Source organism: Sutcliffiella sp. FSL R7-0096 (genome assembly GCF_038595065.1).
GTDB lineage: Bacteria > Bacillota > Bacilli > Bacillales > Bacillaceae_I > Sutcliffiella_A.
In genome coordinates, this window is the sequence record NZ_CP152003.1 from 3,759,124 (window position 1) to 3,774,271 (window position 15,148).

The 15,148-nt window shown below is 42.7% G+C and carries 11 protein-coding genes and 1 other annotated feature; of the genes, 5 read left to right on the plus strand and 6 right to left on the minus strand.

Translation table 11 applies throughout. The features are described from left to right. The first annotated feature begins 45 nt into the window (after positions 1-45). Entirely contained in the window at positions 46-1,191 is a 1,146-nt protein-coding gene (locus MKY77_RS19350; protein WP_342515450.1) for a tyrosine-type recombinase/integrase, read from the plus strand. Between the two features lie 381 nt (positions 1,192-1,572). On the opposite strand, the gene MKY77_RS19355 is transcribed toward MKY77_RS19350, so the two are convergent. Continuing rightward, positions 1,573-2,235: a GNAT family N-acetyltransferase gene (locus MKY77_RS19355; RefSeq protein ID WP_339147281.1), complete on the minus strand. Its 663-nt coding sequence runs from the start codon at positions 2,233-2,235 to the stop codon at positions 1,573-1,575. Between the two features lie 102 nt (positions 2,236-2,337). Beyond that, positions 2,338-3,600: a tyrosine--tRNA ligase gene (gene tyrS, locus MKY77_RS19360; protein WP_339149862.1), complete on the minus strand. Its 1,263-nt coding sequence runs from the start codon at positions 3,598-3,600 to the stop codon at positions 2,338-2,340. A gap of 220 nt (positions 3,601-3,820) precedes the next feature. After that, positions 3,821-4,052 (minus strand) — a binding site (T-box leader). Positions 4,053-4,210: 158 nt separating this feature from the next. Between tyrS and MKY77_RS19365 the strand changes: the two genes are divergently transcribed. After that, the gene (locus tag MKY77_RS19365; RefSeq protein WP_339147283.1) at positions 4,211-7,168 is read left to right on the plus strand and encodes a transglycosylase domain-containing protein; all 2,958 of its coding nucleotides are present in this window, start codon (positions 4,211-4,213) and stop codon (positions 7,166-7,168) included. Between the two features lie 59 nt (positions 7,169-7,227). Here MKY77_RS19365 and MKY77_RS19370 read toward each other — a convergent pair whose 3' ends face one another. Together MKY77_RS19370 and acsA are read right to left on the minus strand one after the other, a co-directional pair. Beyond that, positions 7,228-8,451: an MFS transporter gene (locus MKY77_RS19370; protein WP_339147284.1), complete on the minus strand. Its 1,224-nt coding sequence runs from the start codon at positions 8,449-8,451 to the stop codon at positions 7,228-7,230. Between the two features lie 317 nt (positions 8,452-8,768). Continuing rightward, a complete protein-coding gene (gene acsA, locus MKY77_RS19375; protein ID WP_339147285.1) occupies positions 8,769-10,487 on the minus strand; it encodes an acetate--CoA ligase in 1,719 nt (572 codons plus the stop codon). A 230-nt stretch (positions 10,488-10,717) separates the two neighbouring features. On the opposite strand from acsA, the gene MKY77_RS19380 reads away from it, so the two are divergent. Genes MKY77_RS19380 through MKY77_RS19390 form a run of 3 tightly spaced genes read left to right on the plus strand, consistent with a single transcriptional unit; the run spans position 10,718 to position 13,212 of the window. Beyond that, entirely contained in the window at positions 10,718-11,350 is a 633-nt protein-coding gene (locus MKY77_RS19380) for a GNAT family N-acetyltransferase (RefSeq protein WP_339147286.1), read from the plus strand. A gap of 45 nt (positions 11,351-11,395) precedes the next feature. After that, on the plus strand, positions 11,396-12,040 hold the full coding sequence (locus MKY77_RS19385; RefSeq protein ID WP_339147287.1) for an acetoin utilization AcuB family protein: 645 nt from the start codon (positions 11,396-11,398) through the stop codon (positions 12,038-12,040). Continuing rightward, the gene (locus tag MKY77_RS19390) at positions 12,037-13,212 is read left to right on the plus strand and encodes an acetoin utilization protein AcuC (RefSeq protein WP_339147288.1); all 1,176 of its coding nucleotides are present in this window, start codon (positions 12,037-12,039) and stop codon (positions 13,210-13,212) included. Before MKY77_RS19385 ends, MKY77_RS19390 begins: the two co-directional genes overlap by 4 nt. A gap of 281 nt (positions 13,213-13,493) precedes the next feature. On the opposite strand, the gene motS is transcribed toward MKY77_RS19390, so the two are convergent. Beyond that, entirely contained in the window at positions 13,494-14,261 is a 768-nt protein-coding gene (motS, locus tag MKY77_RS19395; RefSeq protein ID WP_339147289.1) for a flagellar motor protein MotS, read from the minus strand. Continuing rightward, positions 14,258-15,073 (minus strand): flagellar motor protein MotP, encoded by an 816-nt coding sequence (gene motP, locus MKY77_RS19400; RefSeq protein ID WP_339147290.1) that lies wholly within the window; start codon positions 15,071-15,073, stop codon positions 14,258-14,260. Before motP ends, motS begins: the two co-directional genes overlap by 4 nt. Positions 15,074-15,148: the final 75 nt, after the last annotated feature.

Sequence of the window (15,148 nt, forward strand, 5' to 3'; positions counted from 1 at the left end):
TCCCTCAATAAAAGCGTCTGTCCACGCACAAGAAAGGGGAATAATATGAAACATATTAAATCTAAAAAGGACCCAGAATTATTTCATTACACAAATTCTAAGGGTGAAAAACTTTGGTGCTTTAGGCATCGATATTATGACAAACTAGGTAAGCGCAAAGAGAAGTCTAAACAAGGATTTAAGTCTGAGAATGAAGCTTACAGGGCCTTACTATCTGTGAAAACAGGTATCCTCAATGGAGAGGTCAAGAGGGTTGAGAATAGCAACCTTACTGTAGGTGAATGGCTCGATTTGTGGTACGAAACACATAAAAACGGGTGGAAAATAACCTCTCAAGAACAAAGAGCGAATGCCATTAAATATCAAATGAAACCACTACTTGGTAAATACAAATTAGCAGAACTAGATAAAACTACTTACAAACGTGTTTATATCAATGTTCTACTTAAAAAGTACAAACCTAGTACTGTGCAATTATTCCACCGATTATTCAAAGTTGCTATTAATGCAGCTGTGGATGATGAGATTATACCCAGGAACCGTTTTAATAAGATAACTATTGAAAACGAAGAAGTTGCTGATAATTTTCTAACTGCAAATGAGCTTAAGCAATTACTTATTGCAAGTAAGCAACTAGATAATATCACTAATTATTCTCTTATTTTTCTGCTGGCATATACAGGTTTAAGAAAAGGGGAAGCGCAGGGGCTAAAGTGGGAAGATATAGATTTCGAAGGAAAAACAATAACAGTTAAACGCACTCGTGATAATAAAGGAGTGCGTTCACCTAAAACAAAAAGAAGTTACCGCACCATTTTAATAGATGAGGAATTAGTTGCCCAATTAAAACTATATCGTAAATGGTGTAAAGAAACAAAACTCTCTTTTGGTTTAAGGTCTACAAAAGATGACTATGTCTTTGTATCATATCAAAATGGCACACCAGTAACGGATAATACCATCAAGTATTCTATGGATCGTATCCAAAAGAAAACGAATCTAAAAAGAATCACACCACACGGATTACGTCATACTCATGCAACTATCTTAATAAGTAAACGAATACCAATTAAGGTTATTGCGGATCGTCTGGGTAATACTCCACAGATGATTTTAGATATTTACGGTCATTCATTCAAAGACTTGGAAGAAGAGTCTGTCCAAGCTTTTGAACAGGCTATGAGTCTCTAATTGGGGGAGGTTTTGGGGGAGGTTTTCAAATGTCGCCCTTGAAACCCCATGAATACAAGGGTTTTGGAGAGGTTTGAGTTCTACTCTCGTTAATAGTGATGACCTTGAAAACAGGACGGAATTTTCCGTCCTGTTTTTTTATTGCTCAATAATAGGGTTACACCAAAGTGTTGATTTCCGCTACAGGCGCTTCGCTTTCCAGTGGGCGGTCCGTGAGCCTCCTCGGCAAGCCTGCGAGGTCTCACCTGTCCATTCCTCCCATAGAACAAGGAAGGCTACGCAGCGATACATCGCACGAAGAAATGCGCTAACATTTTCGAGGAGCCTGGACGCCTTTCACTACAATCAACTGATATATACCATTCACCATAAAATGGTTATCTAACTAAAAGGATTCTTCCATTCCATTAAGGTGGCATAGTTACGTGAATCCTCATCTTCCAGGTAGTTTTTCGCCACTTTAACAGGGGTCCTCCCACAGTGTAAAAGGAAGGTAATGACAGGGTCCTTGATGTCGCCGCGCACCACTTTTTCAAGGTAGCTTTCCGCTGACATTTCATCCTCATACTTATGATAATGCGGCATCCTCCCACCACCCAGTAAGCGCTCCATCCCAAGCTGAATGACCACTTCATACATAGATTGCATGAGCCACTTCCCCAGTCCAAGTTTCCGGTAAGTTGGACTGACACTGATATCCACCACATACAAAGTGTTTCCATTAGACTGGTGGTTACGAATATAGCCGTTATCCGTAATTTGCTCCCAAGAATGATCAGGCTCACCAGGGGAGTAATTAACACGTAAGCCAGTCATTGATCCAGCAATCTCCCCATCAATTTCTACACAAAGTGCCCCTTCCGGAAACAAATTCACATGATTCTTTAGCTGTTCCTCGTTCCACCACAGATCTGGTGGAAATGGTGGCGGAAAACACTCCTGCTGTACACGAATCATTTGCGCAAAGTCCTTTTCCTGATAATTTCGGATAACAGCTTTAATCGGCTTGTCTTTATCAAACACATAAACCTCTTTTCGATACAATACCTATCCCCTCCTATTAAGCTCTTTATAACCAAGTTTACCATCTAACAATTTGTGAGTGTAAAAAAAAAACTGCCCCAAAGGACAGCCTTAACCAAAAGATTAGTATTTAATAAGGAAGTATTTCTTCTTCCCTCTTCTTACAACAGTAAATTGCCCCTCAATGCGGTCGTTTTCACCTAACACATAAGCAAGATCCTGAACCTTCTCCCCATTGATAGAAATAGCACCATTCGTAATATCCTCACGCGCTTGACGTTTAGAGGGTGCAATCTTACTTGCAACCAACAATTCCACTAATGCAAGCTGATCATCATTTTCCACTGTAAAAGAAGGAACATCTGCAAAGCCCTGCTTGATTTCATCAGCAGAAAGTTCGGAAATGGATCCACTGAACAATGCTTTAGAGATGCGGATTGCTTGTTCTAAAGCAGCCTCACCATGTACCAATTTCGTTACTTCTTCTGCAAGGCGTTTATGTGCAGAACGTTTCTCCGGTGCTTCTTGCAATTCTTTTTCAAGCTCCACGATCTCTTCGTGAGACAAAAACGTAAAGAATTTCAAGTATTTCACAACATCTCTGTCATCTGTATTAATCCAGAATTGGTAGAACTCGTATGGAGAGGTCTTCTCGCGATCTAACCAGATTGCGCCGCCTTCCGTTTTACCGAACTTCGTGCCATCCGCTTTTGTCACAAGAGGAATCGTCAGACCAAATGCCTTGGCATTCTCTTCGGATTTACGGATTAGCTCCATTCCTGCCGTGATATTCCCCCATTGGTCGCTTCCACCAATTTGTAGCTTACAATTTTGGCCTCTGTATAAATGTAAGAAGTCCAAGGATTGAAGAATCATGTAACTGAACTCCGTGTAAGAGATTCCAGAGTCAATTCGAGATTGAACGGAATCCTTAGCAAGCATGTAATTAAGTCCAAAGTTCTTTCCAACGTCACGAAGGAAAGAGATAACATTCATTTCCCCAATCCAGTCATGGTTGTTTGCAATCACTGCTGGATTATCAGTCGCTTTAAAATCCAAAAATTGAGATAGTTGGCCTTTAATACGATTGGACCACTCCACCACGATATCGGATGTATTCAATGTACGTTCCGCTTTCTTTCCACTAGGATCCCCGATTAATCCAGTTGCTCCACCTACCAACGCAATTGGATGGTGCCCTTCCTGCTGGAATCTTCTTAATGTAAGAATCGGTAGCAAGTGACCGATATGCAAGCTGTCGCCTGTCGGGTCAAATCCAGAGTACAACTTCACCTTTTCCTCAGATAAAAGCTTCGTCAAACCCTCTTCATCTGTAACCTGATTCACTAACCCTCTAAACTGCAAATCCTCTAATAAACTCATGATATAATCTCCTTTATGGTTTTTAATTTTAATGTAAATGCGACATTCTTAGCTGATGCTCGGAGCAAAAGGCGCAGACTCCAGCGGGAGAGTAGCGACAATGTTGAGACCCCGCAACGAAGTGAGAAGGCTCAAGGTCGCCCCGCGGAAAGCGAAGCCGTTTGCGGAGAGCATCAGCGGTGTTAAGCAGCACATAAACAAAAAAACCCATCCCTTCTGTAAAAGAAGGGACGAGTTTATACGCGGTACCACCCTAATTGAAAAGCAGACATAGCCGCTTTCCCACTCAAAAATGTAACGGTTCTCACCGTCTTCTGCTACTAAGCCAAAGTGCGGCCGTTCCCAAAAGATACTCGAGGAGGTAATTCATCCAAACAGGTGTACTGATTCTCACCAACCATCAGCTCTCTTTAAGCATGCCTATTTGTACTACTTATTCCTGTCTTAGCGCATTCTATAACTAATCAAAAATTTATATAAAGTCTTTTTACCATAAAACTGAGTTTCATGTCAATATAATCTTCAAGAAAATTTTGGTAAGGAATAAAAAGTTTGTCGCTATAAAACCTCAATATGCTATAATTAGTATGATTTGCCGGGGGGTAGATAAATTATGTCAAACTACGACAAGTTCAAAGAAAAATCGCAGACCTTTTTTCGGTTTTTTGTAAATAATAAGACGAAAAAAGGAGCCAACATTACATACTTAGTAGTGTGGAATCTAATTCTTGTTTTTCTCGTTATCGGATTGATCGGTGTATCTTTCGCCGGTGGTGCCGGTGCCGGTTATTTTGCCGCACTGGTAAAGGAGGAGCCTATCCGTTCTTATGAAGATATGAGAACAAACATTTACAACTATGAAGAATCTACAGAAATGTATTTTGCAGATGACGTCTATTTGGGAAAATATCGTGCAGATCTACTTCGTGAAGAAGTGTCCCTGGATAACGTTTCAGAGCATTTAATCAACGCGCTTATCTCCACTGAGGATGAATATTTCTACGAGCATGAAGGGGTCGTGCCCAAAGCGATTGTACGTGCCATTGTTCAAGAAGTGACAAATTCGGCCAACCAAACCGGTGGTAGCACGTTGACACAGCAATTAATCAAGAACCAAGTATTAACAAACGAAGTCTCCTTTGATCGTAAAGCAAAAGAGATTCTTCTTGCCCTTCGATTAGAGAACTATTTTTCAAAAGAAGAGATTTTAGAAGCATACCTGAATGTTTCCCCATTCGGAAGGGATTCAAATGGTAGAAACATCGCAGGAGCGCAGACAGCAGCAGAAGGTATCTTTGGCGTAGATATTGGCGAATTGACTATTCCACAGGCCGCTTTCATCGCTGGCTTGCCGCAAAGTCCTTTTGCCTATACTCCATTCACTCGGTCTGCAGAGGTAAAAGCGCCGGAAGGACTCGAGCCTGGCCTTGAAAGGATGCGCTATGTTCTACACCGGATGCATACGATGGGACATATCGATGACAAGCAATACGAGGAAGCACTGGCATATGATATTACTAAGGATTTAACAGGTCCAACAAACAGTGCCATTGACGAATTCCCATATGTAGCATTTGAAATAGAAGAAAGAGCACAGGAAATCATTGCTGAGCAACTAGCATTAAATGATGGATACGAGATTACAGACCTAGAAAATAATGATGAATTGTATAGAGAATATAAACTTTTGGCAGACACCGCTTTAAGGCATAAAGGGTATGTCATCAAAACTACCATAGATAAAGATATCTATTCAAAAATGAGGGAGATAACACAAGAATTCCCTTATTTCGATGGTACTAAAGTTTACTCTTATGAAGAAGAAAAAGATCCAGATACCGGGGAGTTGGTTGCTAGAAACGCAGAGCAAGTAGGGGCTTTGCTAATGGACAACAAAACCGGTGCAATCATCAGTTTTGTTGGAGGACGCGATTTCAAGCTGAAGGATTTGAACTTCGCAACGAATACATGGCGTCATAACGGTTCCACGATGAAACCATTATTAGGATATGCACCTGCCTATGAGATGGGAACTTTACAGCCTGGTAGCATCCTTGCAGATACACCGTTGACTGTTAAGCTTCCTGGTCAGGATGCATGGTCTCCTAACAACTGGAACAATCGATTCAATGGATTACAAACGGTTCGGGAATCCGTGGCATTATCTCATAACTTAGCAGCTATCCGCGGATATATGGAAATCCTGCCGCAACGTCCTATGGATTATCTATTCAAGCAAAACTTCACGAAGCTTACACAAGGCGATGCTGGGAACATATCAGCTGTACTTGGATCCCCATCAGTCGGAGTAAGTGTAGAAGAGAACACTGCCGGTTATGTAACTTTTGCAAACGGAGGAAATTACGTAGAACCGTATTTAATTGAAAGCATCACCACAAAAGATGGCGATGTCATCTATGAGCACAAGGTAGAGCCGGTTGAGATCTATTCTCCACAAACAGCCTACCTGATGATTGATACAATGCGCGATACCTTCAAAAGGGGTACTGCCATACCTGCAAGGGATTATCTGCAATTCCGTGCAGATTGGGCTGGTAAAACAGGTACTACTCAAGATACTCATGATATCTGGATGATGGGCTCTAATCCTAACATCACTTTCGGACTGTGGATGGGTTATGATGAGCGCCACGTCTTAAGAAGTCTCGGGGATCGGACACCTACTAAGAGAAGTCAATTATTGTGGGCACAACTCCTGAACGGAGCCTATGACATCAAACCTGAATTAATCGGTCCTTCCGAACAGTTCCAAATGCCTGGCGGAATCGTTCGACGAAGCTATTGTAAGTTGTCCGGATTGCTGCCATCCGATCTATGTAGCAAGGCAGGCTTGGTTGGAGAAGATCTATTCAATGCAAAATATGCTCCCACCAGAACGGACGACAGCCTGACAACAGGGAAATATGTTCAAATTGGCGATGTGGCGTATGCGCCGTTAAGTTCCACTCCTAGAGAGTTTGTAAAAGAAGGACCAATGCTGAAACCTGATTTCTTAAAGAAGTTGCAAATCAGCAGTATGGAAGAGCTGGCAAAGTACATGCCAAATAGTTCGATCTTTGATGGCTTGACCGTACTATCAAATGATCCACTTCCATCCAACAGTTCAGCACCTGGACAAGTTGGCGGTGTGAGCATTTCCGGTTCCACGTTGAAATGGTCCGCAAGCTCTCAAAAGGACGTTATCGGATATTACGTATACTATAAAGCTAACAGTTCAAGTTCTGCCAGTAAGATTGCGGCTGTGCAGGCAGGGAAAAATCTATCGACAAATGTATCACAAAAATCTGGTTTCTTCTATGTCACTGCCGTTAATGCAAGTGGCAAAGAGTCGGCCCCTTCAAGCTCTGTGAAGCTTGGAGATCCAGACAAGAAAGAAGAACCTAAGCCAAAACCAAAACCAAAGCCAGATCCAAAACCACCTTCCAATGGTGGCGGTAATGGCGGCGGCAACGGTGGCGGCAACAGTGGCGGTGGAAACGGCGGCGGAAGTGGCGACGATAATTCCACAGATCCACCACCAGATGATAGCGGGGATGACGAAGAAGATTGATTTTTCCTTCAAGGAATCTAAAGAAGGCACTTGATCCAGAGGATCAAGTGCCTTTTTAATTACATCAACGCCGCTTCCTGCTTCTTCTTACTACTCCATATGCTTGCCACAATAAGGACTACAAGAGATGTGGTGATGAGTGTTCCATGAAGGAACCAAACCATCTGAGGCATTGTGAATCCTTTCAATAATAGTGGCGCAATGACAAATCCCAGTGCAAATCCTAACGATTTCAACAGCATTCCCACTGCGAAAACACGGCCCCTAATGTGATTTTCCGATTTTTGCAGGATACTGGCATGTAACGTGGTAAAACACGCATCAAATACCCCTGTTAAAAACGCGAAAAATAAAATGACGCTGACAACTGTATTAGATAAGAAAATTATGAAGCCGAGCGACATGAACATAGCCGATAAAAAAAATACGGAATAAATCTTATCGCTCCTGATAATTTTTAATTTTGGAATGGTGTAAGTTGCAAGAACAGAACCTATCCCCCAGACACCCCAAATCATGCCGTAATAAAAGCTTTGACGCTCCCCATTAATCTGTTCTGCCAATAGGGGAATCCCCAGATTATGCGAACTACCTGCAAAAGCACCGACAAGAAAAACGATGTTGATCATAAGAAGCATCGGTGCAATCTTTAAATATTTATAAACTTCCTTCGTATCCCTGATAATAGACAATAGACTATTTTTAAATCCTGTGACAAGCTCCTTGCTCGCCTTGGTTTCTGTTGTGTTCCATTTCATCCGCCACAGTACAACCCCCGATAAAAGATAGGTCCCTGCATCAATCATCAAAGTGTATTTATATCCTAACACTTCCGTAATAATCCCGGCGCCAATAAAGCCTGTAACAAGGCTAATCGATGTCAATCTGGCAATAAGGGAATTGGTTTCAATGATTTTGTCCTGGCCGAATATTTGCGGAACCTCTGCACTGAAACTGACCATAAAAAAGCTATTGATAAAACCGATCATAGCAGATACCACGAGGATCATAACCGGATCCGGAAAAGGTATCAACAGGAGAATCAATCCCGCCCTCAAGATATCTGTCACAAGCATGATGGTCTTCCTGTTCCATTTATCTGCCGCAATTCCACTTACGAGGCTTGCCAGTACCCCACCGATTGTCCTGGCTGCCATCGTTGCAGCCAACCAGACAGGGCTTCCTGTTGCTGCATAAACGACTACATTCAATACTATCAAATCCATAAAAGAGCCGAAGTCTGATAATGCTTTTGTGTATAAAAATAATCTATGTTTTCCCATTGCGGCTTCCCCTATTCTCTATGTTCTGTATCTATAGTACTCTTGTTGGAGTTTATTTCGCAATACGAAATTTCGAAAAGTCGAATATTTTTTTTGTTCTACCATTAAGGAGGAATGTTCTACACTTTAGTGGATAGTTTCTACCACTTTCATGTGACCTTCTACCTTTTAGAGAAAACCTTCTACAACTATTAAGTCACCTTCTACCTTTCAACAAAATTCGACACATTGCATCTCACCGCATATTCAAAAAATCAAATTAAAAAAACAACAACCCACCGCAAAGCGGCAGGTTGTTTACATCAAAACTCGTCTTATTAATCTTCCATCGTAGACAAATCACCAGTCGGTAAATCCAGCTCCCACGCTTTTAACACACGACGCATGATCTTACCGCTTCGCGTCTTCGGAAGCTTATCACGGAATTCAATTTCACGTGGCGCCGCATGTGCAGCGAGGCCTCGTTTAACAAATTGGCGAATCTCCTCTTTCAGCTCATCACTTGCTGTGTGGCCGTCACGGAGGGCAACGAACGCCTTGATGATCTCTCCTCGTACTGGATCAGGTTTACCGATGACACCAGCTTCTGCTACTGCAGGGTGCTCGACAAGCTTGCTTTCCACTTCAAATGGTCCAACACGCTCACCAGATGTCATGATAACATCATCGATACGGCCTTGGAACCAGAAGTAGCCTTCTTCATCCATATAAGCGGAGTCGCCGGATACATACCAGTCACCAGGCATGAAATAAGACTCATATTTTTCTTTATTGTTCCAGATGGTGTGCATCATGGACGGCCAGCCCTTTTTAATGGCAAGGTTACCCATGCGGTATGGAGGCAATTCATTTCCTTGATCATCTACAATTGCTGCTTCTACACCCGGAATCGGTTTACCCATGGAACCTGGCTTTATCTCCAAGGACGGATAGTTGCATATGAGTTGTGCACCTGTTTCTGTCATCCACCATGTATCATGGACGCGCAAATTGAACACCTTCACACCCCAACGGATAACTTCAGGATTCAGTGGCTCCCCGACACTCAGGATATGACGAAGCGAGGAAAGATCATACTTCTTCACCACTTCGTCCCCTGCTCCCATCAGCATGCGGAATGCTGTTGGCGCGCTATACCATACTGATACGCCATAATCCGAGATTGTTTCGTACCATGCTTCCGGTCTGAAACGGCCACCCACAATGACATTGGAAGCCCCTACTAGCCAAGGGCCGAAGATTCCATAAGCAGTCCCTGTCACCCATCCTGGATCTGCAGTACACCAGTACACATCCTCTTCCTTCAGATCAAGTACCCATTTCGCCGTCTGATAGTGCTGCACCATCGCATTATGCACATGCAGCACTCCTTTTGGTTTACCTGTGGATCCACTTGTATAATGGAGGACTAATCCATCAGTCTTTTCTACCCATTCCACTTGAAGCTTTTTGCTCGCCTCTTTCATACGGGAAAGGAAGTCCACACAAGGACCTTCCTCTTTCACATCTTCCCCGACAAGCACCACATGCTTCAATGCGGGAAGATCATCAAGAGGAATTCTTTTTAGAAGTTCAGGTGTCGTTACGATCACTTTTGCTTCACTATCTTCCAAGCGATCTTTTACAGCGCCTTCCATGAACGCTTCAAATAGTGGCCCGACAATTGCACCAAGCTTAATGGCCCCTAGAACGGCAAAATATAATTCCGGTGAGCGCGGCATAAAGATGAAGACACGGTCTCCCTTTTCCACATCACACGTCTGTTTTAAAATGTTTCCCGCCTTGTTGGACATCTCTTTCATTTCCTTGAACGTGTACTTTTCATCACGTTCTGGATCACGATAATACAATGCCACTTTATTTTTTCGTGCAGATTCTGCATGGCGGTCGATTGCTTCATATGCCACATTGACTCTTCCTGTTTCGGCAAAGCTGAAGTTCTTTTCCACCTCTGACCAATCAAAGCTACGATAGGTTTGTTCATAGTCTTCTAGATTGTAGTTCCCCTTCGTTACTGGTAACGCTTCCACTTTCATCCACAAACACCCCTTATGTATAATCTACAATTCTATTATAGTACAGATGGAGTTTTTTCTCAATTTTTTAAAAATTGATATTATTACATGAATAATTTCGTATTTTCTAGTAGACTGGAGGTAGAGCGTGATGAAAGCGTTTTAATTATCTTGTGTTTTTTCTGTAAAATGAGAAAATATAGCTAGAGATTCACTATTATTCTTGTAGGTAAAAGTAGGTGGGAATTTAGATGGAACATAGAAAAACGTATAATGCCAAAGAAATCAAGACAAGAAACAGCCGTTTGATCATAGAGGGGCCAGTCACTCCCGAGAAGCTGGCAAGCTATGAGTTTCATAAAGATCTTGTTGCATTTAGACCTCCTGAGCAGCAACGTAAAGCCTTGATTGAAATTGCAGGGCTACCAGAAGGCAGAATCATCATTGCAAGAACACAAGATACCATTGTTGGATATGTGACCTATTTGTATCCGGATCCAATGGAGAGGTGGTCCGAAGGCAAGATGGAGAACCTCATTGAGCTTGGTGCCATTGAAGTGGTACCGGAAGTGCGTGGTAGCTCCGTTGGGAAATCCTTGTTACAGGTCTCGATGATGGATGAAATGATGGAAAACTATATTGTGATAACTACTGAATATTACTGGCATTGGGATTTAAAAGGTACTGGCCTGAATGTCTGGGAATATCGAAAAATAATGGAGAAGATGATGAATGCAGGTGGATTGGAGTATTATGCAACGGATGACCCAGAGATCAGCTCACATCCAGCCAATTGCTTGATGGCACGTATCGGTAAAAATATCGATCAGGAGTCTGTTCAGAAATTCGATCAACTTCGCTTTCACAACCGCTTTATGTACTAGCATATGATGTCTTAATCGGAACTTGTTTGACAAGGAGGAAAGACCATGATTGTAGAAAGAATTATGAAGAAGGATGTATTTACACTGCTCCCGACGGATACAGTTGAACGCGCACTTCTTCTAATGGAAGAAAAAAGCATCCGCCACATTCCGATTGTAAATGCGAATCATCAATTGGTCGGCATCATTTCAGATAGGGATGTAAGAAATGGGTTGCAGGCTGCCTTATATGGAAACAGCACCCAAGAAGATTTACAGCAGCCTCTTTCAAAAGTGATGAAGACCAACTTGTTGACCGGCCATCCTCTTGACTTTGTAGAGGAAGTGGCAGCAACATTTTATGAATATAAGATTGGCTGCCTTCCAATCGTCCAGAATTCTAAACTGGTTGGAATTGTCACTGAAACAGATCTTTTGTATACATTTGTACAATTGACAGGGGCTAATCAACCAGCTTCTCAATTTGAAGTGAAGGTGGAGAATATCGCTGGAAAATTGGCCGAAGTGACCTCCATTTTAAGCAAAAGGAAATTAAATATTCTAAGTGTGCTTGTCTACCCTCATCAGGATGAGCAGTCTAAAATACTCGTCTTCCGCGTACAGACGATGAACCCTACAGGAGTCATCCATGACTTACAGGAGGAAGGCTATGAAGTACTTTGGCCGAACTTACCGGGTGTTACTTCATGAAAAAAGCGGTTTTTGTCTACTCGGATGATTTTCAAACCTATAAGTTCAGCGAAAATCACCCATTCAATCAACTGAGAGTCAAACTGACCTATGACTTGCTGCATAAAAGCAAGTTTCTATCATTCCAGGATATTGTTCCACCCAGAATGGCAACAGATGAGGAATTGGCGTTGGTGCATGACCCGCGCTATATTGAAGCTGTTAAATTGGCTGGAAAAGGGCAGTTGCCCAAAGAAAAAGCAAACAACTACGGTCTTGGGACGGAGGATACCCCTATCTTCCCGAACATGCATGAGGCAAGCGCTCTGCTTGTGGGGGGGACTTTAACTGCAGTCGACCAGGTAATGACGGGTAAGTCGGAACATGCATTAAACCTTGGTGGCGGCCTTCATCACGGATTCCGTGGCAAGGCATCCGGCTTTTGTATATATAACGACACGGCCGTTGCCATCAAGTACCTTCAAGAAAAATACGGTGCCAGAGTTCTTTACGTTGACACCGATGCCCATCATGGTGATGGTGTACAATGGGCGTTTTACGAGGATCCTGATGTCTGCACCCTGTCCATCCATGAAACCGGGCGCTATTTATTCCCTGGGACGGGGAATGTGAATGAGCGTGGTCAAGGGGACGGTTACGGTTATTCTTTTAATATCCCGATTGACGCTTTCACTGAAGATGAGTCCTTCCTCGAAGTGTACGAACAATCACTAACAGAAATTGCCGAGTTCTTTAAGCCTGATGTCATCCTTACCCAAAATGGCGCGGACGCTCATTACTATGACCCTCTCACCCACCTTTCCACTTCAATAAAGGTGTACCGGGAGATACCCAAGCTCGCTCATAAAATTGCCCATCAACATTGCAAAGGCAGATGGATTGGAGTTGGTGGCGGGGGCTATGATATCTGGAGGGTCGTACCAAGGGCATGGTCTCATATCTGGTTGGAGATGATCGAAAAGAACGATGTGCAAGGTGCTTTGTCAGAAGATTGGATAAACGAATGGAAAGATCAATCACCAGTGGATTTACCTGATACTTGGGAGGATAAAGCAGATTTGTACAAACCTATCCCACGAAAACAGGAAATCACCGAGAAGAATAAACAAATCCTGATGAAGGCGCTATACCCTATCAGCCACCTGCGAAAAGATAATTCACAGATTGGTTAACCATCTCAAACGTAACTCAATGAACTTAACAAACAAAACGAAAGGCTCTGTTAAGCACCGCTGTTGATTTCCGCACTAGGCTTCGCTTTCCTAGGGGCGTTAGGGGAGCCTCCTCGGTTTGCGCCTGCGGGGTCTCCCCTAAACGCTATCTCCCTCAGGTGTCTACGCCTATTGCTCCAATCAACAGCTAGGTTGCTGTAAAAATCAACAGTTTGCTTTAACAGAGCCAAAAGAAAAAAGCCAACCCTACGCCTTTGGCGTGGAGCTGGCTTTTCGCTTTTTCAATCGATTTTCTCTTCCTGCTGCGGATCTGAAATGACTATCTCGACCCGTCTATTCTTTTGATAATTTTCACTTGAAGTGTTTTCGACTATAGGTCTTGTATCACCATATCCTACTGCAATAAAGCGCTCAGGATCCAAATTGTGAGAATCTACCAGATAGCGGATGACACTACTTGCTCTGGCCGCAGACAATTCCCAGTTAGAGGGAAATTTGTCGGTTGAGATAGGACGATTATCCGTATGGCCTTCTATCTTGACCAGATTAGGAATTTTATTTAAAAGCGTTCCCACCTTATCCAAGAATGGATGAGCGATGGGAAGGATTCTTGCCTCCGCCGTCTCATATAACACTTTCTCTTCCAGCACAAGAACAATTCCTCGTTCCGTCCTATTGGCCACTACCACATCTTCTAAGTCATTTTCCGCCAGGAATATCTGTACTTCCACAAGCAGCTCCTGTAGGCTATCTGTTTCCGATTCCGTCTCATTATTTTCCGGTTCCTTAGAGACATCATCCTGGTTATTCGTTGATTCCGTATTGACGGAAAAATCTGTAGGGTTTTCAAAAGGGACAGCGGAAGGATTATAATCGAGTATATTCACTTGCTTGAATGATTCTGCCACCGCTTTGAATTTTACGAGATCTATCTGTGACATGGAAAAGAGTAAAATAAAGAATACAAGGACCAGCATGAAAAGATCGGAAAACGTAACCATCCATTTTGGTGCACCTTTTTCATGTGCTTCCCTCTTTTGACGCTTCATTGAAAATTCTCCTCGAGCGTTTCAGCCACAGCTTCGTCTTTTTTAACTCGATCTTGACTGGAAAGGAAGGCTGATAGCTTTTCCTCCAATATTTTAGGGTTTTGACCAGATTGTACGCCAATGACCCCTTCTATGATAATTTGTTTCAAGAATACTTCTTTTTCTGTTTTATTAGCTAGTTTACTAGCCATTGGGAGAAAGACTAGATTTGCTAACAATGTTCCATATAAGGTTGTCAAAATGGCGATGGCCATATTAGGCCCTAGCGTAGTCGGGTCATTCAGGTTTTTCAGCATCAGTACCAATCCGATGAGCGTTCCAATCATCCCCCATGACGGAGCATAATCCCCCGCTTTTTCCAAAATGCTTCTTCCCTTCACATGTCTTTCTTCCATGGCAGAGATTTCTGCATTCATAATATCATGGATCACTTCAGGCTCCACCCCGTCCACTGCAAGCAGCACGCCCTTTTTTATGAAATCATCTTCTACTTCTTCTAGCTCTGCCTCAAGTGCCAGTAACCCTTCTCTTCTTGCTCGGTCTGATAGCCTTACAAATGTTTCAATTAGATTTGGTAATTCATTTTCCTGCCTGGAAAATGCAGCTTTCACTACTGTCGGCATTACCTTCATTTCTTTAAGATTGAACGTAATTAATAAAGCACCAAGCGTTCCCCCTATTACAATTAAAAAAGAGGGAAGATGCAAGAAGCTGCTTGCACCGCTGAATCCTGAATTATTAACGATACCGAATAAAATCATTGCCAAACCTAGTACAAGACCTATTGGTGTTAACACATCGAACTTTTTCATACTGTCTCCCCTGACCTTAAACGCTCTTGTTTATGTTTTTAGTGAAGGCTTTATTTGACGCCGCTGTTGATTTTC